Raw genomic sequence first — 25,581 nt, 5'->3', positions numbered from 1 at the left:
TTATTGCAATATTATGGGGGTATGGAGATTGATTATCATCTCCTCCCTATCCATAATAATATCGCAAAATTGATACGATGTGTTTTGTTTGTCGAGCAATGCAAAACCGAAATATACTTTCTTCTTTTTCTTCATTTCTTTTAATTAAGTAGTTAATCATAGGTTTGATGGTGAATCAAAAGTAGGATCAACTTGAAAAGAAGAATTCTAAAAGTGGACAAAAACCTTTTAAGTGTAGACGGAAATACGGTCTTGTTCGTTCAATGAACCGAAAGATAATGGCTTGAAAATAGAAGTTTTTACCGTTTATCGTTAGTTTACCTTAGATTTTTCGGTTAAAGCGACTTTTAAACTGTCCTTCCAGTGAGGAATTTCCAAATTGAAGGTTTTCTTGATTTTTCCCTTATCCATTACACTGAACTTTGGTCGTTCAGCGGGTGTAGGATATTCTTCGGAACGAATGGGAGATAACTTTATCGAAACTTTTTCAAAATCAAAAATGGCCTTGGCAAAATCATACCAACTGGCAACACCTTCATTGCTGTAATGATACACCCCATAGTCAATGCTATGTGCCTTGATTATTTTCAGCAGTACATTTGCCAAATCACGGGCGTAGGTGGGTGTGCCTATTTGATCATATACTACGGACAGCTCTTTTTTTTCATTTCCCAATCGGAGCATGGTCTTCATGAAGTTATGCCCAAATTCGGAATACAACCATGAGGTTCGTATAATGAAGTATTCATCTAGATTGTTGATAATAGCTCGTTCTCCTTTGAACTTGGTATCCCCATAGAACCCAATAGGTCTGGCAATGTCTTCCTCTACATAAGGTGTGTTTAAAAAACCATCAAAGACAAAATCCGTGGAAATATGAATAAGTACGGTTTTGCTCTCATTGCAATTCAAGGCCAGAGTTCGTGCACCACTTACATTGATTTGATACGCCAAGTCTTTTTCAGATTCCGCCTTGTCCACATGGGTATAGGCCGCACAATTGATGCAATACGCATAGTTGGAAGAAAGCAATTCCTCACGAACTGCTTCAAAATCAGTAATGTCCAACTCAGAAGAAGATTTAAATGTAAAATTTAACCCTTCAGTATGTTTTTTGGAGGCCATGGCCTTCAAAGTGCTACCTAACTGACCGGAAGCTCCGGTAACCAATATTTTCATGTTCTTAGTTTAATCAAACACACTTTTTTTGTCATGCTGAACTTGTTTCAGTATCCCATAAAATTCAAATGAGACCCTGAAATGAATTCAGGGTGACTTTGACGTCAATTTTAATCAATCCTTATTAACGGGGAACTGCTTCTTTAAAAACAGGTAAAAGCTTGTCTTTTTCTGAAATGATCAAATCCTCTTCATCCAAAATCCAATCAATATTAAATATAGGATCGTTGTATAAAATACCTCCTTCGGAAGCTGCATTATAATAGTTGTCGCACTTATAGAAAAAAGTAGCTGTATCACTCAAAGTTACAAATCCGTGGGCACAACCCCTTGGAACATACATCTGTTTTTTGTTTTTTGAAGAAAGTAGTGTGGTAACTACCTTGCCAAAGGTTTTAGACTCCGGGCGAATATCCACCGCGACATCCAAAACTTCGCCATCCACTACGCGAACCAATTTTGCTTGGGCATATTCTCCTTTTTGAAAGTGCAATCCACGCAGCACCCCTTTTGTTGAAAAGGACTCATTGTCCTGTACAAATTGAGATGTTATTCCCGTAAGTTGTTCAAACTTGCTTTGGCTGAAGCTTTCGAAAAAGTATCCCCTTTTATCCTCAAATATTTTGGGTTCTATAATATAACATCCCCCTATTTCTGTCTTCTGTACTTGCATAGTATTAGGTCAAAACTTCCAAAAGGCGGGTACTGTATCCGCTTTTGAGGAAAGGCTCCGTTAATGCTTTAAACTGGTTTTTGGTGATGAATCCCATTTTATAGGCTGAAGATTCAATGGCTCCTATTTTAAGCCCTTGTCGTTCTTCAATGACCTGTACAAATTGGGATGCTTGCATTAGGGATTGAAACGTACCCGTATCCAACCACGCGGTTCCCCTATCCATTATACTTACTTTAAGTTTTCCTCGCTTAAGGTACTCCCTGTTCACATCGGTAATCTCCAATTCCCCTCGTGCGCTGGGTTTAATATTCTTAGCAATTTCCACTACATCATTGTCGTAAAAATAAATACCTGGAACAGCATAATTTGATTTAGGCTGCTTTGGTTTTTCCTCAATGGAAATAACATTCCCCTCATCATCAAAATCTACCACTCCATACCGCTCCGGATCATTTACATGATACGCATAAACAATTCCTCCGTCGGGATTGTTATTGGATTGCAACAAGGTTTCCAATCCTGTTCCATAAAAGATGTTATCTCCCAAAATCAAGGCAACTTTATCATCTCCAATAAACTCCTCTCCAATGAGAAAAGCTTCGGCCAATCCGTTGGGTTCTTCTTGAACCGCATACTCAAATCGACATCCATATTTTCTTCCATCACCTAACAAGCGTTCAAAAAGAGGCAAGTCGTGTGGAGTTGATATAATCAATATTTCCCATATCCCGGATTCTATCAATGTAGACAATGGGTAATAGATCATGGGTTTGTCGTACACAGGGACCAACTGCTTGCTTACCGCCAAAGTAATGGGGTGCAATCTGGTTCCCGAACCTCCAGCCAATATTATTCCTTTCATTTTTTGCTTATTTCTTTGTTATGGTTTTTAAGCCAAACTTTTTGTGTCTTTTTTGATGAACCTTTCCAAGTACCAATCTATGGTTTTCTCTATTCCTGTTTCAAAATTCTCGTCTGCTTCCCATTCCAATTCATCCTCAATTTTTGAGGCATCAATGGCATATCTGAAATCATGCCCTGCTCTATCCTTTACAAAGGAAATTGATTCCTTATATGAAGAACCATTGGCCTTTGGGTGTTTCTTATCCAAAATCTCACAGACTGTTTGAGCTATATAAACATTGTTTCGCTCATTCCTTCCGCCAATGTTATAGGTCTCTCCAGAAACTCCTTTTTCATAGGCCAAAGCAATGCCCTTACAATGGTCTAGAACGTAAAGCCAGTCGCGAATATTGGAACCATCTCCATAAATTGGGATAGATTCTCCGGCCAGTGCCTTTCTGATAATGGTGGGTATCAATTTTTCATCATGCTGTTTTGGACCATAATTGTTGGAACAATTGGTGGTCACTACATTCATACCATAAGTATGATGGTAACTGCGCACAATAAAATCTGATGAAGCTTTTGAAGCGCTATAGGGGCTGTTCGGTGCATAAGGTGTAGTCTCATGGAACAAACCTTCTTTACCCAAAGTCCCATAGACTTCATCCGTAGAAACATGATGGAATCTCGAATTCTTGTAAGCTTCCTTGTAAACTCCTGGACCAACCATCCAATGCTTTTTGGCAACATCAATCAAATTGAATGTACCAATGATGTTGGTCTGCATAAAAGCGTCAGGATTCGTAATAGAGTTATCTACATGAGATTCTGCGGCGAAGTGAATGACGGCCTTGATATTATACCGTTCAAATAGTTTCTCCACCAATTTTCTATCACAAATATCACCTTTAATAAAGGTATATCGGGAGTGCCCTTCAATTTCCTTAAGGTTTTCAAGATTTCCGGCATAGGTGAGCGCATCTATATTTATGATGTGATCATCGGGCCGTGTATTCAAATAGTAGGGAACAAAATTGGAACCTATAAAACCAGCTCCTCCCGTTACCAAAATATTTGTCATTCTTTAGACTTTATATTACTTTATTCGTAAATATAATCCTACTTTTTATTGTCACTCAATTATTGTTGTGAATGCCTGTTTTTTGTTGGTAGAACACCTTGAAGATAGGTTTAATGGGTAAACCCGCCAACTTTATTAACCTTTCCAACATCAGAGTAAAGGTTAATTCTTATGTAAAAGAAAACTTTTTCCTAATTTAGTGTAGCACCTTTAGTAGTTATATGGATTCTGAAAATCCCAAAAAACCCTATATCCTAGCCGTAGATGATGAACAGCTCAACTTAGAATTGCTCAGGTTCATACTGGAACGAAATCAATATGAGTTTGTAGGAACCAGCGATGATGATTACTTTTTTGAACTTCTAAAGGAACGTAAGCCTGACCTTATTTTATTGGATGTCATTATGCCCAGAATTGAAGGTTTTGAGTTATGCGAAAAAATCAAGGAATTTAGAGAATACCGTAACATCCCGATTATTTTCCTTACAGGTAAGGTTAACGTAAAAGACAAGGTGAAAGGTTTTGAAGTAGGAGGCGTAGATTATGTGACCAAACCTTTTAACGAGCAGGAGCTCATTGCCCGTATACGAACACATATTGAATTAATGCGGGCTCGGAAAAAAATTGAGGAGCAGGCCCAAAATCTCCAGCAATCCAATGAACTAAAGGACCGAATGTTTTCCATTATTGGGCATGATCTACGTTCTCCATTGAGTGCAGCTAAGCTTAAGATGGATTTCATTATGCGAGGAATTATTGACCCAAAAGGCGATGCTTTTTTGGATGAAACCGTTTTTGGGCTTTTAAAAACCATGGACGAAGCCCTCAATCTTCTCCAAAATTTATTGGGCTGGGCCAAATCTGAAAGTGATCAAATTCAAATGATTCCAGAGAAACTTGATGTGCATGATTTGGTGGAACAAACACTTAGGCTTTTAAAACTAGGCAGCGAACACAAGAAAATAGAGCTTTCCAATAATGTTCCAGAAGGCACTTTTGCCTTTGCTGACAACAATATGATAAAAACGGTTTTGCGCAACCTATTATCCAATGCTATTAAATTTACTCCGGTTGAAGGAGCTATCCGTATCAATTCAAGATTGGAAAACGATAGTGTGGTCTTAGAAGTTCAAGACAACGGTAATGGGATTTCCAAAGAGGACATTCAAAAGATTCTAAACCCTAACGAACACTTTAGCAAATTAGGTACCGAAAAGGAACCTGGTACAGGTTTGGGGTTGGTGCTATGTCAGAGCTTTGTCCATAAAAATGGAGGTGATTTAAAAATCAAAAGTGATGTGGGCAAGGGAAGTACCTTTTATTTTGATATCCCACTTTATACCGAAACGGAGATGGCCTAACTTGTAGCTTGTGGGTTTACTCCTCCCCTTTTGGCCCTTTCCCAATTCACAGATTGGTTTCCCTTTATATATCTTCCAAAACCTAAGTAAACGGATAGGTTCATGATGAAAAAATAGTAAGGAATAAATAAAACCTTCAATCGAATCTGTCTATTTTCCAAAAACCAGCCTACCAAGGCCGCAATATAGAAAGCCACTTGGCACCAAAATAGAAAACTGTAGATTCCAAAGTCAAAAAGGCCTTCATTTTTTGCCAAAACGAAATTGGCAGGAATTATTAATAAAAGAAGCAGAGGTGTCAATGTCCATCGTAACACACGATGTGAAATATACTGAAACGATAGCGTGCCATATTTGAAGAAGTTCAAAAGGGACCTCAATCTAATTACCGATTGGATTCCACCTGCAGAAATCCGAATTTTTCGTTTCAATTCTTCCTTCACATCGGCCGAAGCTGATTCGATTGCATAGGCTTCTGGATTGTATTGAATGGTATGTCCTTTCATGGCGACTCGAAGAGAAATCATAAAATCATCTAACAATGTATCCCGTTCCACTTCCTGCCAAAGTTTGGTTCTTATAGCAAAAAGTTCACCAGCTGCGCCCACAACCGAATATAGTTCAGCATCCCATTTTTTAAGTTGGGACTCATATTTCCAATATAAACCTTCACCTGCACCGGCAGCACTGTCTACATCTTTGGAATAAATGCGTTTTTCACCGGAAACACATCCTACCTTTGGATTTCTGAACAGTTTAACAATTTCCTGAATAGAATTTTTACCTAAATCGGTATTTGCATCTGAAAAAATGACAATCGGGGTGTTCACAAAAGTCATCCCTCTATTCATTGCTGCTATTTTTCCTGCACGCTCATCAGAATGATACACCTGTACGCCTGCATATTTTCTTAATAAATCTGGAGTACCATCATTAGAGCCATCCGTCACCCAAATTTGAGTCACTTTGTCTTCAGGATAATCCAAACTTCTTGAATTTTGAACCTTTCGCTCCAAAAAATCCTTTTCATTATAGGCACTTACAAATAGTGTCACTTCGGGTTCATACGCTTCATTTCCAGTGAAGGGTTTACCAAGACCTAGTAACCTTCTTAGTTTTATAATACCAAATAGTAAAATACCATAGCCCAAATACGAATAGAAAATTATAAATAGGGCAATCCAAAAAAAGTATGCTAAAAACTCCATGTAAAATTAATTATCCTAAACGGCCACTAAATTCTTTTTGATCACTCTTTCCCATTCACCGGAATCGGGATTATAGGTTTTTACCACGTGTGCCGGATTTCCGACCACTACGGAATAGGGTGGCACATCCTTGGTAACCACACTTCCTCCTGCAACAATGCTGTGCTTGCCAATAGTTACCCCAGCTACCACTACGGTATTGGCACCAATCCACGTTTCATCTTCCACAAAAATAGGTGCAGTAGATACGCCTTGGGCGTGAATGGGCTTGGATACATCCTCATAATCATGATTCAATCCAGATAGAACAATATTTTGCGCCAAACGCACATCATTACCTATGGTAACTGGTCCAATCAATGTATTTCCCAACCCTATTCTGGTTCTATCCCCAATTTTCACAGCTCCCACCCCATTATTTATGGTGGCAAAATCCTCTATGGTAGAGTCTGTTCCAAGTTCAAAGGTGCTCCATGGCAAAACATCCATTCGGGTTCGGCGACAGATGGTAGCTCCTCTTCCTTTTTTGTGATAAAATGGATTCAGAAACCACTTGACCCATCTTCGGGGTCTTGCTTGATTTTTAGGTACAATAAGCCAATAGGTAAATGACTTAATCTTTTGATTCTCCTTAATTTTATTGACCAATCCCATATGTTTTGGTTTTAGGCTGATTTCTTAATGGCCTCGTAGATGGCCTTCACGTTATTCTCCCATGTATGGCTCTTCGCAAAAGTGATTCGTGCTTGAATTCGTTCTTTAGAGTTTTCATTCAACGCTTTTTGCGCCAATTCCAAATAATCCTCCTTAGTTTCCCCTAGGTAAACATGTTCTTCAAACATCTCCATCGCCTTGGTCTTGGTAGCCAAGGTGGGTTTCCCCATCGCCAGGTATTCATCGATTTTTCTTGGATAGTTTCCAATGGTCCAATCGTTGACCACTTGAGGGTTCATCGCAACATCAAATCCTTTCACGTAAGCGGGTAATTGAGAAGCATCTTTCCTGCCCAAAAAGAAAACATTGTCCAATTCATGGAGTTTGGAATTTCTAAAGTCATCATCCTCTGGGCCAACCAGCACTATGCTCCATTCCTTTTTAGCGTGGGCAATGTGTTCCAATAAATCTAAATCAAGCCGCATGCTGGTTAAATATCCTATGTACCCTAAAATAGGTCGCGGAATTCCAACAAATTCCTGTGGGATTTCAATTTCATTTTCTTCATCATTGAACAAGGAAACATCGCAACCTTGTCCTACCATATAGCTATTCCTATTATGTTCTAGCCCATACTCCGTGTAGAGGGTTGAGTTGTTGACTACAGCATCCGCTTTTTTTATGATTTGAGGTTCGATGCGCTCACCATGCTTCTGCCAATAGGGTACTTTAATTAGGTAATCCCTCATGTAATAGGTATAACTTTCCGGGTTCAAAAACTCCTGAAGATGCAATCCCAGAAACATGGAGCTGTCGTTAAATATGAGGATATCCTTGAACTCAAGTTCTTGCATGGCTTCCTTTATATCCCTGGCAAAAATTTTGGAATTTCTCCTGTTCAGTATTTTGAACAATCCATGAAAGGGTATCCAATTGATGGATTCAGTCATGGATTTTGGATATAAGTTCCAAAGGCTGTCCTCAATCTCAACCAAACCCTTTTCCTCTCCATTTTTTATGCGGAGTCTTTTTTGGATTTTATCCGATTCTCTTTCTCTTTTAAGTGTTGCCCTATCCAAAGGCGGATTTACATACAACACGCGATTGTGCTTTGCAAACTCGAGTGCAATGTTCTTACAGTTACTACCAATTTCAATATCCCAGGCCTGAATCCCAACAACTACAATATCTCTGCCCTTGATCATACTAGTTCATGTTTAAGTTCTTTGTGTACATCTCTGTAGAGCTCTAATACGTTTTTGGCCATTGCTTCCCAAGAGAAGTTTTTCGCACGTTCAATTCCTTTTTCAGCCAAAAGATGAGCTAAGGCATTGTCTTCGACCAAAGTGACAAGAGCCCCTGTTATTTGTTTCGAATCAAAGGGGTCTACAATCAATGCAGCATCCTCTCCAGCTACTTCGGGCATTGAGGATGTATTTGATGTGATCACTGGAACCCCACATGCCATTCCTTCCAAAATTGGTATGCCAAAACTTTCACGGAGTGAAGGATACAGGAAGGCAGTAGATTGGCTAATAATTGCAGGTAAATCCATGTTTTGAACATAGCCTGTTAAATTAACCAAATCCTTTATTTCACTTACATTCAAGGCGTGGAGCAATTTATCAAACTCTACTTCATCATAATCCAACATTACCAACTTGTATTGGCTAGGATATTGCCTATTAAAGTCAGCGAAAGCTTTTAAAACCCCTTTGGTATTCTTTTTTGGGTCTGTATTCCCTAAAAAGAAAAAGAACTTTTCTGGTAGCTGATATTTTTCTTTAATGGTATTTAGCTTGGATACATCCGTCACTTTTTTAAAATGACCTCCAACTCCATTATATATTGCTGTCAACCTATCATCCGTAAAGCCAAAATGATTGTTTATCCGTTCCTTTTCATAATTGGAAACTGTAATGACCTTCTTACTTCTTTTTATAACTGGGGGCACACAATACCTTCTGTACATATTCCCCAGTTTTTGGTACCATGTCCCTTCTTTTTTGAAAAGACTTATGCTCTCCAAATAAATAATATCATGTAGGGTAGTTATTAAAGGAACTTTGGAAAAAAGAGGGCCCGTATTACTGGTGCAATGCAGAACGTCACACCCTTCTGCATAGGCAGCTTTGGGTAAAGCAATTTGTTCCCATCCGGGGTAGCCAAACTTAGAATCCAACTCCACGATTTTAAAATTGGGAGCTTTTGGAATACAGGTGTTATCAAAATCAGGGCGGACGAAAATGACATAGTCATTATGCGTATCTATCCTTTGAAGACTTTTGATAAGCTCCAAAGCCACCATGTCCATCCCGTGTTTTTTCTTGCGATATAATCGCTGTCCTTCAATACCAATTTTCATTTTATGGGGTGTTGATGGTTCCATGTTCTGTATGGATGAATTTTTTATTGGCTCCTTTCAATTTGAACAAGGAAAGGAACATGAGAAAAAATGCCTTCGGTAATGTCAAAATTGCTTGAAGGGTCTTTCCGTTATAGTATTTTTTTGGAACTGAAAAGGCAAAAGCGAAAATGGTAAGCAACAAAGTACCGTACCACAAAAATGGGGAAATCATCAAAACAGAAGAATCAGGCCATAAACTATGAAGTAAGTAGAGCAGTGAAAAAACAACCACTAACCCGAGCAATAACACCCGTGGTGGTGACACCATCTGATATACTTTATCCAAGAAATCTAGATTGCCTTTGACAATAAGTTCTTTAAGACCATCCCACACATATCTTCGGAAATAGATGAATTGTGCCGAAAGCCACCGTTTTCTTTGGTTGGCGAAGACCTCTGATTTCTGGACTTTTTCATCCAGCACCAAAGCTTCATGAAGATATTCGATTTTGATTCGCTTTTTCAACAGCTCAAGCTCCAATTCCTTATCAAAACCGCCAACGGCTTTCACTTGGGCCATCATTTTCTTGAAGAAAAAATAGTCAAAGGCCATTCCTGAACCAATCAGTGCTGAGGAAAAGCCCAAGACTCGATGTCCTTTTCTAAAAATATGGTTGTTGACCTCTTCACTTACCGCATCCAAAATGGCGAATGAGGTATTGGTATTTTTTGCTATGCGATGTCCTTGAACTACTTTGTACCCCTGATTGAAAGATTCATTGATTTTTACAAGAAACTCTCGTTTCATAATGTTGTCTGCATCCAAAATCAAAGCTACATCGTAATCATCGCCTATAACCTCCATGGCCTTGTTCAATGCCTTGGATTTGGTACTCTTTTCAAAAGAAACCTCAACGACTCGTAAAGGCAATTTCCTAAGTTCGGACAAGGTAGATTCTTGAAAAGAATCTGCTATGATGATGACTTCATATAAGTCAGTCGGGTAGGTTTGTTTGAGGGCTTGTTCTGCCACATCAACAATGACAGCGTCTTCCTTATATCCGGGAATGAGCACTGCAAATTTTCGTTGTTTCTGAAAAATAGTCTCTTTTTCCTTGGGCTTAAAAAGTCCTGCAAAACCAAAGACAAAAACATAAATGGAAGCAAAACCAAAATACCCAATCAGCAGGATTTCAATTCCATTAACGATAAGTTTGATTACTTCCATTTATTTTCTAAGCTTAACTTTCAAGTAGTTCCTTTATGGATTTTTCCTGAAGCAGGTTGTCGAAATATGCTATGGTTTTGGTGAGCCCAGTGCGCAAATCCACACGTGGTTCCCAACCTTCCAGTTTTTCCTGTGCCAATGAGATATCAGGCTTGCGCTGCATGGGATCATCCGAAGGTAAAGGCAAATAGATAATCCTTGATTTTGAATTTGTCAAGTCAATAATATTCTGTGCCAATTCCAACATCGTGAATTCCCCCGGGTTTCCTATGTTAACCGGACCAATGAAATCATCTTCGGTGCCCATCATTTTAATCATACCATCCACAAGGTCGTCTACATATTGAAAACTCCGGGTCTGAGTTCCATCACCAAAAACCGTGATATCCTTGCCTTGAAGTGCCTGCATGATGAAATTAGACACTACCCGTCCATCATCTGGTTCCATCCGTGGACCATAGGTGTTGAAAATTCGAACAATTTTTACCAGCACGTTATTGGATGTGTGATAGTTGACGAACAAGGATTCCGCACATCGTTTCCCTTCGTCATAACAGGAGCGTATCCCAATGGGATTCACATGCCCCCAATAGTCTTCAGGTTGTGGATGTATTTCTGGGTCTCCGTATACTTCGCTTGTAGAAGCCTGTAGGATTTTTGCTTTTATCCTTTTGGCCAATCCCAACATATTAATGGCTCCCAAAACCGATGTTTTGACAGTTTTTATAGGATTATGTTGGTAATGCACCGGAGAAGCTGGACAGGCCAGATTGTATATCTCATCTACTTCTAAAAAGTAGGGAAGGGTCACATCATGCCTTATGATTTCAAAGTAAGGATTGTCCATCAAATGAACTATTTTACTTTTCCTTCCGGTAAAGTAATTGTCCATGCTAATGACTTCGTTTCCTTCGTTAAGCAAACGCTCGCATAAATGAGATCCTACAAAACCGGCACCCCCGGTAACTAATATTCTTTTCATTTTTTTGATTTAAAGGTCTACGGTTTGTTTTTCACTACTTTGCACTGGTTCTCTTCCAATACTATAGTATGTAAATTCCAATTCTTCCATTTCTTCAGGGTCATACACATTTCTTCCATCAAAAATGATTTTTTGGTTCATCAGTTTTTCTAAAATCCTGAAGTTGGGCATACGGAACTCGGACCACTCAGTAACCAAAATCAAAGCATCTGCATCAATAATGGCATCGTACTCATCTTTGGCATATTCAATCTTATCTCCCAGAATTCTTTCTGCTTCTTCCATCGCAACTGGGTCATAAGCTCGTATGGTGGCACCTAACGCTTTAAGTTCTTCAATGATGACCAGAGATGGAGCTTCACGCATATCATCCGTTTTTGGTTTAAACGAGAGTCCCCACATTCCGAACTGCTTTCCTTTGAGGTCATTACCAAAGTGACGTTTTATCTTTTCCACCAAGGTGGTTTTTTGTCTGTAATTCACTGCTTCAACCGCCTTTAACACTTCTAGAGAGTGCCCATATTCATCTGCTGTGCGAACCAAAGCCTGCACATCTTTTGGAAAACAACTCCCACCGTATCCAGTGCCCGGATAAATGAACTTATTTCCAATTCTGGTGTCAGAACCAATTCCCTTTCGAACCAAATCCACATTGGCACCTACCAATTCGCATAAATTGGCGATATCGTTCATAAAACTGATTTTGGTCGCCAGCATGGAGTTCGCGGCGTACTTGGTCATCTCCGAAGAGAAAATGTCCATGAACAAAAGCGGATGCCCGTTCATCAAGAATGGCTTGTATAAGCGTTTCATTACTTTTTCTGCTCTTTTACTCTCTACTCCAACAACAATTCTATCTGGTTTTAGAAAATCATCCACTGCACTTCCTTCCTTAAGGAATTCTGGATTTGAGGCTACATCAAAAGGAATGCGCACATTTCTGGCCTGCAATTCTTCCTCTACTGCGGCTTTTACCTTAAAAGAAGTACCTACTGGAACCGTGCTTTTGGTAATTACCACTTTGTAATCTTCCATGTGCTGACCGATTTCTCGAGCCACGCCCAATACATATTTTAAATCTGCGCTTCCATCTTCATCTGGAGGTGTTCCCACAGCAATAAAAACAGCGTCACATTCTTGAATGCCTTTTTGCAGACTGGTAGTGAAAGAGATTCTCCCTTTGTCAATATTTCGTTCCAAAAGAACATCCAGACCAGGTTCATAAATTGGGACTTCGCCCCTTCTCAACTTTTCAATTTTCTTTTTGTCAATATCCACACAAGTGACATTGATTCCGGTCTCGGCGAAACAAGTTCCTGTTACCAATCCAACATAGCCTGTTCCTACTACTGTAATGTTCATGATATAGATTTAATTTTGTGTTTAATAGTTGATTATTTTATTGTCTTGAGTACCAATCTAAATCTTGGGTGCCGCCAGAATTTGCCCAATTCACAAATCTTGGATATTCAATGGTTATGGGAATTGATTCAGCTGGAGCTACAAATTCATCAAAGATGTTCAGTGCCCAAGGTAAATTGGTCGCGGTTTTATAATATCGTTCGCTGCTAGGGTCGCTATCATCGTCCGAGCTGCTCAACAAAGCGGCTTTGCTGGTGGGTGGAAAATCAGGCAAGTGAATTTCCCTAGACCTATCACCATTAGAGATTAAAAATGGATTGAAAGGAACCAAGCCCAAGTCTGTATAGCTTACGGGTGTGTTGAAATCAATACCAATATTGATGGTACTTCCTTGCATCTCAATTGTATTTCCCGCTATGAAAATGACCGTCTCATCGGAGGCAGTGCCAGACTCCGTTCCGTTGGCATTTAAGTTGATGTAATCCGCATTGATTACTTGACCTTGCACATCGTTTACCAAACTGGGGTCAATGGGAAGGAATAGCGCAAAACCGTTAGGTTGGGCTCCACCAATATTGTCAACTGTATAGGTTCCTTCAATTCGGGTTATTTCGTTTGAAGCATTGGTAATCAAATTATAGAAGTACGAAACCACCAAGTCATTAAAGTCATAATCCCCTTGGCTGGGCCACAGATCCTCATAGGCCAAAACTCCAGTTAAGTTTTCACTAGGTGAAAAGTTGTTGAAGGCCTGGTTGACATCAAATGGAAAATCATCCAATTCGTCATTAACGCCATCTCCATCTGAATCATTTGCAGGAATCAATGCAACTACATTGGTCAACTCAATGGATTCTACAGGGTTAGCCCTAGCATAGAAGACCGCATCATTGAAATTGTCATCTGAGCCTGCATCTCTTCGCAAATCCTCAAAAGCCAAAAAGTTGATTTCACGAGCACTGTCATAGAGTTGCACCATGTGATTGCTCAAACTGCCATTTTCAGGATTAAAGCTCGGGTCAGAGTAAAAGATGTTTCTTCCATCACCCACATCGGACCCATTCCATCCATTGGCCACAATAAACCAAGAGACCACAGTATTAGGAGGAAATCTACCGAGATAGACTCTATCTCCAGGGACCAACCCTCCCGATGAACCCACCATCGATACGTTGGGGAAAATTATATTATGGGCGGCGATATCATCTACCGTAGCCGGTTTTTGACCAATGGGATACGAATAGTAGCCTATGGCATTTCTAAATCCAGCTCCTTCAGAAACGAAGGTCACCCAAACATCGGCTAAATCTGTCAACACCATACTGGTCTCACTTTCATTAGCTAAGAATTGTGGATTGGCAATAGGGACCCTACTTCGTTCCGGCAATGAGGCATTTACATCATCCAATAGGTTTTGTTGGATCACATCGGGCAGCTCCATATCATCTGGAACTCCCAAGCCATTGTAACTACTTAAATACGTATAGTCAACCTTAGAAGTTAGGCTACGTTTTCCTTTGCTTGCAGCGAAGGTTGTATGTGCCACTTTACTTGCTGCTCCACTTCTATCGTATAGGGGTCTATAGTCAAAAGAAACTGCATTGTTCTGAATGGCCAAGTGAATATCCTTGGTCAATCCTATATAATCAGAAACCAGGATAACACTATCCGCTTGAGCGGTCAATACAAAATCTTGTTCAAAATGTCCTTCAGAATCAAAAGTAGCACGACCAAAAGGGATACTATCTTGTGTAGCTGTTTTACTGTAAAGGGTGAAAACGGCTTTGCTCAAAAACTCGGGAACATCAAGTGAGACATTTATCTCATCACTAGTGGTGTAGTCAAAACTTGCAGAAACATTTAATCCAGCTAGTGGTCCATTTGGGTCAACAGTGACCGGATCATCAATAGGAGGGTCTAGGTCGTTTTCGCTGACACAGCTAAAAAATGTAAGCACCAGAACAAAAATCAGTGCTATTCTAAGGGGTTGAAACATTTTGTAGGTTTAATATTTTTGTAAATATTATCCTACATTTTATATAAGAAAAGTAATTGTTGTAAAGTGGATATATGCTGTTGTAAAAAAGCCACTTAGCAACGGACAAATTGCATATTCATCCAAATAAAGATACATTTTATCGGGAAAACGAAGTCATTCAATTGGACTTTAAATCTAAGCTTTATTCCTCAAATTCCAGGTAATAGCCCTCCAAAAAGCGTTTAAATGAGCAAATTCCCGTTTGATCAAAAACTGAAGTGTGTTTTTGGGAATAGAGACAAGACATTGGAAAAGTAGACTTACCCCCAAAGACAAGGGTTTAAAGTTTCGTCTAGCAAAAAGAATCCGATTTCGGGAAATGTAATAGGTCTTCAACGGACTGAATTTTCCTGTGGACACAGATTCCTTATGCAGAATGTGGGTTTTTGGTTGGTAGTAGATTTTGTAGCCGGCTCTTTTTACCATTTCAGCCCAATCATGTTCTTCATAATATAAAAAGTAAATTTCCGTCATCATCCCTACTTCATCCACAACTTTTTTTGGAACCATCATAGCCGCTCCGTGAATGGATTGGGTTTCTTTAGGTTCATCAAAATCTCCATTATCTTTTTGATGGTAGCCAATACTATTGTTTCGGATAGTCCACTTGTTCATGGGGGTATACCCTGCATATTGAATCAAGGTGGGGTCCCAATGGAATTTTATTTTTGGACTCACCATCCCAATTTTTTCGTCACTTTGAAGGGTTTCCACCAAAGGCTGAATGAAATCCGGAGGTACAATGGTATCATTATTAATAAACAACAAATACTCTCCTTTAGCCTCCTTTACACCTAAATTGTTACCTCCTGCAAAGCCAAGATTTTCTGGGCTTTTTATAAGTCTGATTTCAGGATACTTTTCCTTAATAATATCTGGATTATCATTGGGGGATGCATTGTCAACTACAATTATTTCGTAGTTGGGATACGTCAGATTTCTTGCCGATTCTAATAAATCCAAGGTTACATCAGATTCATTGTAATTTATAGTGATAATTGATACTAATGGTTCCATAAGTTAAGTTTTACGCCGCCTGCAACTCTAATTGAGCTTCTTTTTCTTCCCTGATTTTCTTATCCAATTTTGGTGAAATGAAAATGAACACCATTCCTGTGTACATTAGAATACAGGTGGGGAATTGTCCAAAGACTCCATTTCCGTAAGAAGCCAACATGATGCCGGCCATACCACAGACAAGTGCCGTGATTCTTCCTTTCAACCAATCATCCCGTATTTTGAACATACAATTGTATGCTCCGGTTATCAGAATAAAGAAAAGAATGAAAAGATGTAAATAAAGACCCACAATTCCTGTATCTGCCCAGACTGCCACGAACCAACTGTCCGTAGCAGTATTGGCCAAAAATGTATTCGGAGAAAAGCGTTTTCCCCAGTTTCCTGTGGAACCAATTCCTCCCCCCAGAGGTCTAGTTGCCAAATACCCCTTAAGCTTTGCCTGATTGATTCGCCGCATCTCCAATGAAGCATCGTTGGAATCAAACGCAGTTCGCATTCTACGGATTTGGTCATTATCGTTACCAATGGTCGTGTATTTGAAAAAGACGAAAACACTTATCCCGGCAACTACACCTAATATTATACTTGGGATATGCTTTCTCACCAAAATGAACATAACACCTCCCATGGCAGGAACGGCTATAGCTCCTCGGGTTCCGGAAATCATCATTCCCAACAAACCGGCCATGGCCACAATCCCACAAAAGATTTGAAATTTTCGGTTTTTGGCAAACAGGGCCAAGACCCCGAAAACCACACCGGTATGTCCCTGGGAGGCTCCAAATTGACCGGCATCGGAATAAAATGAAAAAATACGAAGCTTTCCAAAAAGGATATGAGTAACATCACCTCCAGCATCCAACCATGCTTGTTCATAGGAGTCTACCCCGAAAATCAATTGTTGCATCCCCTTCATGGTTGCCAAAACGGATAGTACTCCCCAAATGACAAAGAATAGGTGTAGGTCTTTTTCTTTGTTGAACAGGATAAAAACCAAGGGAACGAATAACCATTGATATAGGGCTAAACCTCGCATGGCATAAAACCAAGCTGCAACACTAACGGCTTCAGGATTAACAATTTGTAGAACAGCATACCCAAACCAAATCGTAACCAAAAGGGTCAACTGCGAATTTGCTTTTTGCCAGGGAACTTTTATCCGAAATGCTTTAAAGAACAAAGCTAGGTACATCAATACCATGAGTCCGTCCATTAAAAGGCCCCAGGTCATAGGAATGTACCGCCCGATTCCCAACACAAAAAAGTTGAAAATCAAGATGGTGATGATTCCGATACGAGGGTTTACAAAAAGTGCACCCATGTAAAGAGCCGCAAAAGGCAGTACAATAATGGCTAAGCCAGCAACTAGACCTTTTGTAGCCGTTAAATGTCCTGCTGTAATGGCAATGGACAAAATCAATAGAATAGGTAGAGGTTTTCTCAGGTAATCAGAACCATGTGTCTTTTCAAATGGATTCATTAGCCCAAATGTGTTTTAAGGTTCTTCAAAAACACCAGGCTCTCAGAAAAAATTTGACGGCTTTCAACCTGAATTTCTTTTTTTAAATAGTAGAAGCCCATAATCATACCCATAATTGTGAAAAGCACAGTCCCAACTGCAACCGCTACGAGGCTTTCAAATACAAAAACAGCCAATATGTTCAATAGGATATTAGAAAAAGTCATCACCAGTACCTTGTACAGGTTCAGTTTGGGTTTATTGATGCTGTCCAATAACACTCCCGTAAATCTATCTATGGGCAGCAGCATAATATAAACCGTAAACACCCTAAAAACCAATGTCAGTAAGGGCAGTGCATCTAAGTATTCTTTCCCTCCAAGGAATAGAACCATTTGTTCTGCGAAAACAAAACCAATTAATGCTACTGGAAAAAACAAAAGTGTAACAATGCCCACATAGGAATAGAAGATTTTTTTGGCTCCTAGCACATCGTTCTCAACCGCTTTTTTTGCCATTCTAGGATAAGCGGTCATTGTGAAACTATGAAGCGGTATCCCCAGTAAATCTGTCAATTTTAATGGAATGGCATACATGGCTATACCTGCTGAACCCAATATGGGGCTCATACCAATAATGAAAGTATCCGAGCTCTTTAACAAGCTTGAACTTATTAAGGTACCCATAGAGTACTTTCCAAAATTTACAAGCTCTTTTTCAATCTTTCTTTTGGCATTGACCAAATAGGTCAAACCGTCCCAGTTTTTTAAGGAGCACCAAATTCCGGAAAAGGCGTTTACCGCAATATTTATCCAAATAATGGCTTCCAGTCCCCATGCCAGCCACCATTGGTTCAGCACCAAAAACAAACAAAACAATCCCACGTTGGATAATCGAACCCACATCATCCTTTTGAAGTTTTGCTCTGCTTGGAATAGTGACATGGCATTGTTCCAGCTTAAGTTGGATAGGGCCAAAAATGGATAGTATATTAAAAACAGCTCGTAGCCATTATTGATTTGAAGATTGGTTAGTATGACTAGTCCGTACAATAACCAACAGAGTAACGTAAGTGCACCTAGCAATATGAGATTAATCTTAAAGGATGACCCTAAAATGGTTTTCTTTTGGTTCCCGTTGGCTCCAGAAAGTAATCTAACCGATGAAGTACGGGTAAGTCCAAATCTTAGTAAATCCACAAAAGTGGCCAAAGTGATAAACAATACCCATTCTCCAAAAAGCTCTTTGGGAAGTTGGCGCGTTAACAACATAAAGCTCAGCAATCCTAAAAAAGCCACGCTTACATTGGCCATTAATGAGGACAAATTCTTCTCCTTACCTATATGTTTAATTTTCTGCAACATTAGGCAACCGAGGTTTTAGTGAAAAATCTAAACTGTACCGCTTTCTTAATCCATCTTCGGATCAAGGTTCTTTTCTTTGGCAAGTCCCCAACTACGGTTTCCATCTCGAGTACTTTCACCCCATTTAGGATAATAGTTGGTTCTGGACCGGTTGTGGCTTCATTGAACAATTCCAATGCATTGATATCTGCCTCGCTCCAAGCTCTGTTGGCTCTTGTGACCAAAAAAGTATAATCCATTGTAGAGGCCAATTTCACCGGAAATGGGTTTCTGATTATTCCTGGAATCTCTAGCAGGATAAAATCGAAAACACTGAAATCTTCAATTCTTCCCGATATATCGAACTCTCTTACGTTTGAAATTTTGTACAACTGGTCACTAATTGGATATACCAATTTTTGATAATTATTCGATTGCAGTTCCAAATCTTCATCGTCATAAGTGATGTGCAGTACTTTATAATCCAGCTCAGATAATTTATCCAGCAAGTGCTTACAGATAAAGGTTTTTCCTTCGGTTTCTTGGGTTGAAAAGAGCATGTTGACAACAGGTTCACTTTCTTTGTCTTTCTTAAAACGATTTAGGATAATGTTTCTAGAAATTGCGTTTACTGCCTTATTCTTTAGGTATCCGTAGTCTATTTTTGAGCTTGATTTTCCAATTACCGGAAAAATGGAGGATACTTTCAAACCAATTTTATCCTCTGCCCTTGTTGCTGTGTTAATATTGCCATCCAGCAACTCCAAAACCAGAATGGTTGCCGCCACTAAAATAAAACCTGCCAACCCCGCTACGATAACCAAGAGCATCCGTTTACTGGGTTTAGGGCTAATAGGATAAAATGGAACTTCTGTAAGTTTAATATTTGATTTCAATTCCACATTTTGTTGTCTCAATTTGGCAAGCCCCAGACTGTGAAGCAAACTCAAATATTCTCTTTCCGCAATATCAATTTTACGTTCGAGTCGTTTCATTGTGGCACCCAAGGGAGAGAATTTCTGGTACAACTTTACAAATTCCTCTCTTTTTTGCTCCATCACCTTTAACTGTGCATCGTAACCTTCATAATCAATGGTGTTTTGTAACCAATCTGAAAGGATGCTTGTTGAGGCAATACTCTTTGTATCATAATCTGTTTTATAAAGCGTATCGATGTTAGAAGCTAATTTTTGCTCCAATTCTTTGATTCGCTGCATTTTTTGGGAGACTTCTTTGGCATCTTTTTCGATTTGAACAGAATCCTTTTCCAATCCGAGAGTCTTCATGGAAACGTCAAAGTTTAAATTGGAGAGCTCCTTGCGGAGTTTCATAATACTTTGACTGGATAATCTTCGAAGCTCATGGGTCTCCAATTTGGATTCCAATGTTTCCAGCACTGCTTTAGATGCATGATATTTTCGAAGTACTTCAAAATACTTGATTTCAAATTCCTCCTTCTCCGCAGCAATATGTTTGGTCTGTTCGTAGTAGTTGATGATGTTATGAGTGCGATTAAAATTGAGCAATTCGTCCTCTGCGCCTCTTAAGCTTGAAGTGGAGTTGTTCAACTGTCCCTCAAAATAACGAACCACGGCATCTGATTGATTGGCTTTGATATCTGCATTGAGCCTTACAAATGTTTCACAAAGAATCAAAAGGGTGTTTTGACAAATGGCCGGATCTTCCGATTCAAAATCGATATCCACAAAATCACTGTTGGATATACGCCGAAGGCCAATACGCCCCAAGATTTTTTCTATACTATAATCAGGATGATCTAGATTGATAAGCTTATAGATAAAGTTGGTATGGTCGGATTCCTTTAGCTCTAAAAAATTCTCATAAGTCTTTGCAGCATCCCCCTTAACTACCAACTCTTTTACCTCATTCGGAACAATACTCATCAAGTCCTGATACTTTTTCCTGGAAATGATTTTTACATCCGCACTGTCCAAGGTCATGTGCTGGGTGAACAATTTCAACCCGACAATTTCAATTGTAGTCCTGGCCTTTATGAGATTCAAAAGGTTATCGTAAGCCGTGTTTGTGGCTCTAAAGTCTATTTTGGTATTCTCCAATTCTATATTGGAACCCGTAGCTATTCCTGTATATATCCGAGCTTTGGAATTAAACACTTTGGGCTCATCTCTGGTAAGATAAAAAACCATGGAAGCCAAAAGTATAGGCACCGCAATAAGCAAGCCTATGTGCCGAAGCAGTAAACGGACAAAAAATAACAGGTTAAACTTCATTCTTAAATATTCAATTCTGCTCCAATAATGTTTTGCAAGGCCATTACCGAACCCACAAATTCAGAACGCTGGAGTTCAAAGTTCATAGTGGCTTGATTCATCATTTGCTGGAGTCTTGTGTATTCGGTAACATTGATAACTCCATTGGCAAAATCCTTCTCGGCTCTTATGGATTGTACCCTGAAATTGTCCACAATGTTCCCAGATATAAAGAACATGCGATGATGTTTTATAAGGTCGTTATACAATTCCGCTACCTTCTGTTCAAGTTCCACTTCAGCCACTTGGGTTTCAAAACGAGCTTTTTCAGCTTCGCCTTTGGCACTTAAAATATTGGCTCTTCTATTGATTATTGCGGAAAGCGGGAGACGTAAAGAGACTCCCACATTATATCGGCTTTGCTCTGTTGAAAACAAGGCTTGACTTTGGGGGTCACCAGCAATCTGTGAATTGCTCAGGTTATCAAAGATTCCGTAGTTGTATCCTGCCTCTAGGTTGATGTAGTCCAACCAGGCTCTTTGCTCTGCAGATACCACACCATCACGATATTGTTGTTCAGATTCTGTAACCTTGATGAAGGGGGAATAATCCCTTGCCATAGCAATTAAGGTATCCAAAGGAGGTAGTTTTTTGCTAATGTCGTTTTCCTCCAGACCCTTCTCTATAAACTCATTAATTGCCTGTGCTTCCGCAGTAGAAACCATCAAAAAACACAGTAAAACGCCCCAAATCTTTCGCATTACACGTTTTCTTTTTGAAAAACAGCCTTAAACGTTCGTAGTACTATCCACATATCCAGTATGAAGGCGTACTTGCTGTTTGCGTATTCTACATATTTTATATCCAACTGTTTTCTTTCCTCTGGGGACATTTTTGAGCTTCTGCCCCTAGCTTCAACCTGCCAAAGACCGGTTATCCCCGCAGGGCCGTTGAATCTATCCGTCCACTCATCAGTAGTCAACATTTCGGCCTCATAAAGCGGTAAGGGCCGATTGCCAACAATGGACATATCCCCTTTTAATACATTAATCAATTGAGGTAGTTCGTCAATGCTCAATTTTCTAATAATATGCCCCACTTTAGTTATTCTCGGATCGTTGTCAAATTTTACAAAAGCGCTCTTTGCATTTTCCCTTTTTTTAGTATTGTGCTGTACTTCCTCTACTTCAGTATCGTCACCAATGAGCATTGTTCCAGATACAGAGCTTTGCTCAATTGGTTCGGGAGCTGCATCCAAATGTTCCTCCTCTTCATCGTGAACATATTGGTTAAGATGTTCAAATTCCTTGAGTCTTTTATCCGCATCCGGATACATGGAACGAAGCTTGTAAAAGTCAAATATTTTATAGCCGGTACCTACTCTCTTTGATATGTAGTAGACCTTTCCTTTGGATTCCAATCGAATCGCCAATATCACTAAAATGAGAAATGGGGAAGCTATTAGCAATACAGTCCCAGCAACCAGAATATCAAATGTCCGTTTCCAAAAACCTATTTTATATTCTTCAAGATTTCCTTTGGAAGGAGCAATTTTTTCTCGCTTTAAATTGGCTTTGAGTTCCTTTAGAAATTGAACCCTATCGATTATGTTTTCAACAGAAATGGGTTGCACATAAAAGTCATCTATCCCATTTTTTACAGCTTCCGATAAGTCTTCTTTGCCCCTTTCCTTGGCGACCAAAATAAACGGAATGGATGTATTGTTTGCAAAGCGTTTTCTAAGGGTTTTGTGAAACTCAATTCCCGTCTGACCTGGTATGTACTTTTCACAAAGAATGGCATCCACACCCTGATTTTCTTCCAGCCATTTCACGGCTTGTAATGCATTATCAACAACATGAAAATCCACTTTTTGGGTATAGGCCGAAAATTGATTGGCCATATTGACATTATTGCCGACATACAGAAGTTGGACTTTTTTATCGGATACAATTTCCATGGTATTCTGTTCTTATGTTCTTACCAACAACTTCTCTACCCTAATCAAGAGTTCTTCTGGATTGAAGGGTTTGACCAAGTAATCGTCGGCACCTAATTTTAAACACTGAATACGATCAGAGCTACTGTCTCTACAGCTCAAAACGATTATGGGAATATTGGAAAAATATCCGCTTTCCTTTACCTTTCTGATGAGTTCAAAACCATCCATGTTTGGCATTTCCAAGTCGGTTATTATCAAATCCGGAATATTACCATCTTGCATCCAGCTCAATGCAGCCAAGCCATCTTCCGTGGTGGTTACATTATAGGATTGTCCCAAAAATTGTGATACCAATTCACTCAGTGATTGCTTATCGTCTACTACTAAAATTTTCATGATTCCTACTATTTTAATTACGTAGTCTTTAATACGTGTGAAAGTAGGATAAATATTACTTTATAATAATTCAATGTTGTCAAATCAAGCGAGCATGTTGTAAGTGGCAATATATCGGAGGTGTTGGTATTTGCATGCTAATCGGTCAATAACACATGCAAGCAAACAGCTGCTTTGCCTTAGAAGATCAGTTCATATTCAATAGAATCTGAGCCTTATAAATAAGGAAAGAAAGTATGTTTTTTAACTATAACTTAAAGTGTGGAATCTGAAATCTCCAGCTCTTGAAAAGTTTCGTGTATGGGTCTGTTGAAGTCATAAAACCTTTCATTACAAAATGGGAAAGGTTTCCCAGGTTCCCTTTTAGGTGGTAGTGCCGTATAAATATCAATTGGAACATACTTAAATGTCCCTTTGGTATAAAGATGTATAGCCAACATGCCATCATCGCAACCCGAAACAGCCCTTAAGTCGGTATCGTAACCGATGCCAGCTATAGCTTCTTTTTTAATTGCCATCCCGACTGCACGTATATGTTTGATTTTATGAATGAACCCTCGTGAAATCTTCCATCTGAAGTAAATCACTTTAAGACGATTACGAATCTTCATCCGAGTGGAAAGCTGGAAATCGTTTTCATAACTTTTGGATACCGAATAACATAATACCAATTCCTTCTCTTGAAAAAAAGGCAAAACCATTTTGTCAATGTAGTAGGGATCATAAATGGTATCGGGATCCATGCTGCATACAATCTGACCACGGGCTTCTTCTAAACCTTTTTGCCGGGCATGGGTTATTCCTTGTTGTGGCTGACTCACTATTTTCGCTCCCAATTCCCTCAAGATTTGCAAAGAAACCTCGTCGGCATTGTTTTCAACAAAAACCACCTCGTAAGGAATAATGGTCTTTAGATTGGAAAGGGACATTATGTGCCCCAAAAGGGTTTCCTTAGCCCTGTAGATTGGCACCAATAAACTCACAACTGGTTTTTCGACTTTATCCAAAAGCTGAAAATATGTAGTTAACCGCTCAAAATCAATATCGCTAAGTTGTTTTGGTGTAGTTTCAAAATAGGGTTGGTAATCAGTAACCTTCATGGCCAAGGAAAATTTGGTTACACCCTGTCCGGGCTCAAAATGTAATTGGTCTTTGTAGTATTCATGGTTTCCAGAACATTTTCGTTCTGTCTTCCAATTAAGGCAACTACTTTGTTCAATTCCGCGGATTTTCGATAGAGTTTTTCAAAAAAATGAGCCGCAGAAGAATCCAATACGGTCACGTTTTCCAGATTTACCATGAAGCTATCATTAGTTTCCAAAATGGAATCAAAATAAGCTTGCAAAGTACCAACGTGCTGAGCGGTAACTTCTCCTAAAATCTTATAAACTCCTCGATTTTCCTTTATTTCCAATGGCATATGTCAAAACAATTAAATGGTTACGAATCCTGTTTTAACATTTTCATGATGTGTCTAACTATACTAACGTATACATTTATATATATTGTAGTATTTTTCTTTCTTTTTATAACAAATTCAAACGTTGCATCAATTCTGGGCGATTAGATCGGCTAATGGGAATTACACTCTTTTCAATTAACACACTATTATCTTGTATATCAATTATTTGAGTAAAGTTGATGATGAACGAACGATGAATTTGAAGAAATCGAGATTCTGGAAGTTTATCCTTGATTTTCTTTAAAGTGGAATGCACCCTATATCGTTTCCCCAAGGTTTGAATCTCAATATAATCTCCTTTTGCCTCAATCAAAAGAATATCACTGAATTTTAGCTTGATCAACCTTCGGTCAATATTTATGTAAAGGTCATCTTCGACATCCTCTTCTTTCAACAAATTTGAAGCACCCCCATTGAAAGCAGAATTCAATTTGACGGCACATTTTTGAAACCGTTCTGGGCTTATAGGCTTCACCAAGTAGTCCACTATAAAAGGATATTCATATGCTTCTATGGCAAAGTCTTTATCCGAGGTTGTCAAGACAATCTTTGGTGGATTTTGAAGTGTTTCTATAAAATCAATGCCTGTTAGTTTTGGCATATGAATATCCAAAAAAATCAAATCCACTTGATTGTCCTTAAGAAACTTTAGGGCCTCCACCGCATTGGGAAACTCCGCCCTTACCTCCATTTCCGGTATGGTTTTGCAAAGCTCTTTGACAATGGCTCTGGCACTTGCTTCGTCATCAACAATTATGCTTCTCAT

Annotated in this window: 23 protein-coding genes; 1 reads left to right on the top strand and 22 read right to left on the bottom strand. The window is 39.2% G+C overall.

The genetic code is table 11. From position 1 onward, the window contains the following. Nucleotides 1-312: 312 nt before the first annotated feature. From rfbD to rfbB, 4 genes are all read right to left on the bottom strand, one after another. Nucleotides 313-1,179, bottom strand: coding sequence for a dTDP-4-dehydrorhamnose reductase (gene rfbD, locus ACOKFD_RS16095; RefSeq protein WP_422858855.1), 867 nt, complete (start codon nucleotides 1,177-1,179; stop codon nucleotides 313-315). A 124-nt stretch (nucleotides 1,180-1,303) separates the two neighbouring features. Continuing rightward, complete coding sequence (gene rfbC, locus ACOKFD_RS16090; protein WP_422858854.1) at nucleotides 1,304-1,852, bottom strand: dTDP-4-dehydrorhamnose 3,5-epimerase; 549 nt, start codon at nucleotides 1,850-1,852, stop codon at nucleotides 1,304-1,306. A 4-nt stretch (nucleotides 1,853-1,856) separates the two neighbouring features. Beyond that, entirely contained in the window at nucleotides 1,857-2,717 is an 861-nt protein-coding gene (gene rfbA / locus ACOKFD_RS16085) for a glucose-1-phosphate thymidylyltransferase RfbA (protein WP_422858853.1), read from the bottom strand. Between the two features lie 27 nt (nucleotides 2,718-2,744). After that, on the bottom strand, nucleotides 2,745-3,782 hold the full coding sequence (gene rfbB, locus ACOKFD_RS16080; RefSeq protein ID WP_422858852.1) for a dTDP-glucose 4,6-dehydratase: 1,038 nt from the start codon (nucleotides 3,780-3,782) through the stop codon (nucleotides 2,745-2,747). Between the two features lie 221 nt (nucleotides 3,783-4,003). Between rfbB and ACOKFD_RS16075 the strand changes: the two genes are divergently transcribed. Then, nucleotides 4,004-5,143, top strand: a complete 1,140-nt coding sequence (locus ACOKFD_RS16075; RefSeq protein ID WP_422858851.1) for a hybrid sensor histidine kinase/response regulator — start codon at nucleotides 4,004-4,006, stop codon at nucleotides 5,141-5,143. On the opposite strand, the gene ACOKFD_RS16070 is transcribed toward ACOKFD_RS16075, so the two are convergent. The 18 genes from ACOKFD_RS16070 to ACOKFD_RS15985 all read right to left on the bottom strand — a co-directional run bounded on the left by ACOKFD_RS16070 (nucleotide 5,140) and on the right by ACOKFD_RS15985 (nucleotide 25,581). After that, entirely contained in the window at nucleotides 5,140-6,351 is a 1,212-nt protein-coding gene (locus ACOKFD_RS16070) for a glycosyltransferase (protein WP_422858850.1), read from the bottom strand. The genes ACOKFD_RS16075 and ACOKFD_RS16070 overlap by 4 nt on opposite strands. 15 nt (nucleotides 6,352-6,366) lie before the next feature. Further along, nucleotides 6,367-7,005, bottom strand: coding sequence for an acyltransferase (locus ACOKFD_RS16065; RefSeq protein WP_422858849.1), 639 nt, complete (start codon nucleotides 7,003-7,005; stop codon nucleotides 6,367-6,369). An 11-nt stretch (nucleotides 7,006-7,016) separates the two neighbouring features. Further along, nucleotides 7,017-8,210 (bottom strand): glycosyltransferase, encoded by a 1,194-nt coding sequence (locus tag ACOKFD_RS16060; RefSeq protein ID WP_422858848.1) that lies wholly within the window; start codon nucleotides 8,208-8,210, stop codon nucleotides 7,017-7,019. Then, nucleotides 8,207-9,370 carry a glycosyltransferase family 4 protein gene (locus tag ACOKFD_RS16055; RefSeq protein ID WP_422858847.1) on the bottom strand — a complete coding sequence of 388 codons (1,164 nt, stop codon included), beginning with the start codon at nucleotides 9,368-9,370 and terminating at the stop codon, nucleotides 8,207-8,209. The genes ACOKFD_RS16060 and ACOKFD_RS16055 overlap by 4 nt, the downstream gene beginning before the upstream one ends. Before the next feature lies 1 nt (nucleotide 9,371). Next, nucleotides 9,372-10,580: a glycosyltransferase gene (locus ACOKFD_RS16050; RefSeq protein ID WP_422858846.1), complete on the bottom strand. Its 1,209-nt coding sequence runs from the start codon at nucleotides 10,578-10,580 to the stop codon at nucleotides 9,372-9,374. 13 nt (nucleotides 10,581-10,593) lie between these two features. Beyond that, nucleotides 10,594-11,562 (bottom strand): UDP-glucuronic acid decarboxylase family protein, encoded by a 969-nt coding sequence (locus tag ACOKFD_RS16045; protein ID WP_422858845.1) that lies wholly within the window; start codon nucleotides 11,560-11,562, stop codon nucleotides 10,594-10,596. A gap of 9 nt (nucleotides 11,563-11,571) precedes the next feature. Beyond that, nucleotides 11,572-12,924, bottom strand: coding sequence for a UDP-glucose dehydrogenase family protein (locus ACOKFD_RS16040; RefSeq protein WP_298994664.1), 1,353 nt, complete (start codon nucleotides 12,922-12,924; stop codon nucleotides 11,572-11,574). A 37-nt stretch (nucleotides 12,925-12,961) separates the two neighbouring features. Continuing rightward, on the bottom strand, nucleotides 12,962-14,920 hold the full coding sequence (locus ACOKFD_RS16035; RefSeq protein WP_422858844.1) for an LruC domain-containing protein: 1,959 nt from the start codon (nucleotides 14,918-14,920) through the stop codon (nucleotides 12,962-12,964). 177 nt (nucleotides 14,921-15,097) lie between these two features. Next, nucleotides 15,098-15,979: a glycosyltransferase family 2 protein gene (locus tag ACOKFD_RS16030; protein WP_422858843.1), complete on the bottom strand. Its 882-nt coding sequence runs from the start codon at nucleotides 15,977-15,979 to the stop codon at nucleotides 15,098-15,100. 10 nt (nucleotides 15,980-15,989) lie between these two features. Then, nucleotides 15,990-17,462 (bottom strand): hypothetical protein, encoded by a 1,473-nt coding sequence (locus tag ACOKFD_RS16025; RefSeq protein ID WP_422858842.1) that lies wholly within the window; start codon nucleotides 17,460-17,462, stop codon nucleotides 15,990-15,992. Then, the gene (locus ACOKFD_RS16020; RefSeq protein ID WP_422858841.1) at nucleotides 17,462-18,805 is read right to left on the bottom strand and encodes an oligosaccharide flippase family protein; all 1,344 of its coding nucleotides are present in this window, start codon (nucleotides 18,803-18,805) and stop codon (nucleotides 17,462-17,464) included. Before ACOKFD_RS16020 ends, ACOKFD_RS16025 begins: the two co-directional genes overlap by 1 nt. Next, nucleotides 18,805-21,036, bottom strand: a complete 2,232-nt coding sequence (locus ACOKFD_RS16015) for a GumC family protein (RefSeq protein ID WP_422858840.1) — start codon at nucleotides 21,034-21,036, stop codon at nucleotides 18,805-18,807. The genes ACOKFD_RS16020 and ACOKFD_RS16015 overlap by 1 nt, the downstream gene beginning before the upstream one ends. Before the next feature lie 2 nt (nucleotides 21,037-21,038). Next, the gene (locus tag ACOKFD_RS16010) at nucleotides 21,039-21,776 is read right to left on the bottom strand and encodes a TolC family protein (protein ID WP_422858839.1); all 738 of its coding nucleotides are present in this window, start codon (nucleotides 21,774-21,776) and stop codon (nucleotides 21,039-21,041) included. Beyond that, on the bottom strand, nucleotides 21,776-22,975 hold the full coding sequence (locus ACOKFD_RS16005) for a sugar transferase (protein ID WP_422858838.1): 1,200 nt from the start codon (nucleotides 22,973-22,975) through the stop codon (nucleotides 21,776-21,778). Before ACOKFD_RS16005 ends, ACOKFD_RS16010 begins: the two co-directional genes overlap by 1 nt. 12 nt (nucleotides 22,976-22,987) lie before the next feature. After that, a complete protein-coding gene (locus ACOKFD_RS16000) occupies nucleotides 22,988-23,353 on the bottom strand; it encodes a response regulator transcription factor (protein WP_106144454.1) in 366 nt (121 codons plus the stop codon). A gap of 254 nt (nucleotides 23,354-23,607) precedes the next feature. Next, complete coding sequence (locus ACOKFD_RS15995) at nucleotides 23,608-24,453, bottom strand: glycosyltransferase family 2 protein (protein ID WP_422858837.1); 846 nt, start codon at nucleotides 24,451-24,453, stop codon at nucleotides 23,608-23,610. A 17-nt stretch (nucleotides 24,454-24,470) separates the two neighbouring features. Next, the gene (locus ACOKFD_RS15990) at nucleotides 24,471-24,773 is read right to left on the bottom strand and encodes an STAS domain-containing protein (protein WP_422858836.1); all 303 of its coding nucleotides are present in this window, start codon (nucleotides 24,771-24,773) and stop codon (nucleotides 24,471-24,473) included. Nucleotides 24,774-24,879: 106 nt separating this feature from the next. Further along, nucleotides 24,880-25,581, bottom strand: a complete 702-nt coding sequence (locus ACOKFD_RS15985) for a LytR/AlgR family response regulator transcription factor (protein WP_422858835.1) — start codon at nucleotides 25,579-25,581, stop codon at nucleotides 24,880-24,882.

This window comes from Flagellimonas ulvae (assembly GCF_049333175.1).
Lineage (GTDB): Bacteria > Bacteroidota > Bacteroidia > Flavobacteriales > Flavobacteriaceae > Flagellimonas.
The sequence above is the reverse complement of the archived record's forward strand: the minus strand, read 5'-3'. Positions and strand labels throughout refer to the sequence as shown.

Bases quoted from the DNA above. Each gene is read 5' to 3' on its own strand.
- rfbD (WP_422858855.1), bottom strand. From the start codon at position 1,179: ATGAAAATATTGGTTACCGGAGCTTCCGGTCAGTTAGGTAGCACTTTG.
- rfbC (WP_422858854.1), bottom strand. From the start codon at position 1,852: ATGCAAGTACAGAAGACAGAAATAGGGGGATGTTATATTATAGAACCC.
- rfbA (WP_422858853.1), bottom strand. From the start codon at position 2,717: ATGAAAGGAATAATATTGGCTGGAGGTTCGGGAACCAGATTGCACCCC.
- rfbB (WP_422858852.1), bottom strand. From the start codon at position 3,782: ATGACAAATATTTTGGTAACGGGAGGAGCTGGTTTTATAGGTTCCAAT.
- ACOKFD_RS16075 (WP_422858851.1), top strand. From the start codon at position 4,004: ATGGATTCTGAAAATCCCAAAAAACCCTATATCCTAGCCGTAGATGAT.
- ACOKFD_RS16070 (WP_422858850.1), bottom strand. From the start codon at position 6,351: ATGGAGTTTTTAGCATACTTTTTTTGGATTGCCCTATTTATAATTTTC.
- ACOKFD_RS16065 (WP_422858849.1), bottom strand. From the start codon at position 7,005: ATGGGATTGGTCAATAAAATTAAGGAGAATCAAAAGATTAAGTCATTT.
- ACOKFD_RS16060 (WP_422858848.1), bottom strand. From the start codon at position 8,210: ATGATCAAGGGCAGAGATATTGTAGTTGTTGGGATTCAGGCCTGGGAT.
- ACOKFD_RS16055 (WP_422858847.1), bottom strand. From the start codon at position 9,370: ATGAAAATTGGTATTGAAGGACAGCGATTATATCGCAAGAAAAAACAC.
- ACOKFD_RS16050 (WP_422858846.1), bottom strand. From the start codon at position 10,580: ATGGAAGTAATCAAACTTATCGTTAATGGAATTGAAATCCTGCTGATT.
- ACOKFD_RS16045 (WP_422858845.1), bottom strand. From the start codon at position 11,562: ATGAAAAGAATATTAGTTACCGGGGGTGCCGGTTTTGTAGGATCTCAT.
- ACOKFD_RS16040 (WP_298994664.1), bottom strand. From the start codon at position 12,924: ATGAACATTACAGTAGTAGGAACAGGCTATGTTGGATTGGTAACAGGA.
- ACOKFD_RS16035 (WP_422858844.1), bottom strand. From the start codon at position 14,920: ATGTTTCAACCCCTTAGAATAGCACTGATTTTTGTTCTGGTGCTTACA.
- ACOKFD_RS16030 (WP_422858843.1), bottom strand. From the start codon at position 15,979: ATGGAACCATTAGTATCAATTATCACTATAAATTACAATGAATCTGAT.
- ACOKFD_RS16025 (WP_422858842.1), bottom strand. From the start codon at position 17,462: ATGAATCCATTTGAAAAGACACATGGTTCTGATTACCTGAGAAAACCT.
- ACOKFD_RS16020 (WP_422858841.1), bottom strand. From the start codon at position 18,805: ATGTTGCAGAAAATTAAACATATAGGTAAGGAGAAGAATTTGTCCTCA.
- ACOKFD_RS16015 (WP_422858840.1), bottom strand. From the start codon at position 21,036: ATGAAGTTTAACCTGTTATTTTTTGTCCGTTTACTGCTTCGGCACATA.
- ACOKFD_RS16010 (WP_422858839.1), bottom strand. From the start codon at position 21,776: ATGCGAAAGATTTGGGGCGTTTTACTGTGTTTTTTGATGGTTTCTACT.
- ACOKFD_RS16005 (WP_422858838.1), bottom strand. From the start codon at position 22,975: ATGGAAATTGTATCCGATAAAAAAGTCCAACTTCTGTATGTCGGCAAT.
- ACOKFD_RS16000 (WP_106144454.1), bottom strand. From the start codon at position 23,353: ATGAAAATTTTAGTAGTAGACGATAAGCAATCACTGAGTGAATTGGTA.
- ACOKFD_RS15995 (WP_422858837.1), bottom strand. From the start codon at position 24,453: ATGAAGGTTACTGATTACCAACCCTATTTTGAAACTACACCAAAACAA.
- ACOKFD_RS15990 (WP_422858836.1), bottom strand. From the start codon at position 24,773: ATGCCATTGGAAATAAAGGAAAATCGAGGAGTTTATAAGATTTTAGGA.
- ACOKFD_RS15985 (WP_422858835.1), bottom strand. From the start codon at position 25,581: ATGAGAAGCATAATTGTTGATGACGAAGCAAGTGCCAGAGCCATTGTC.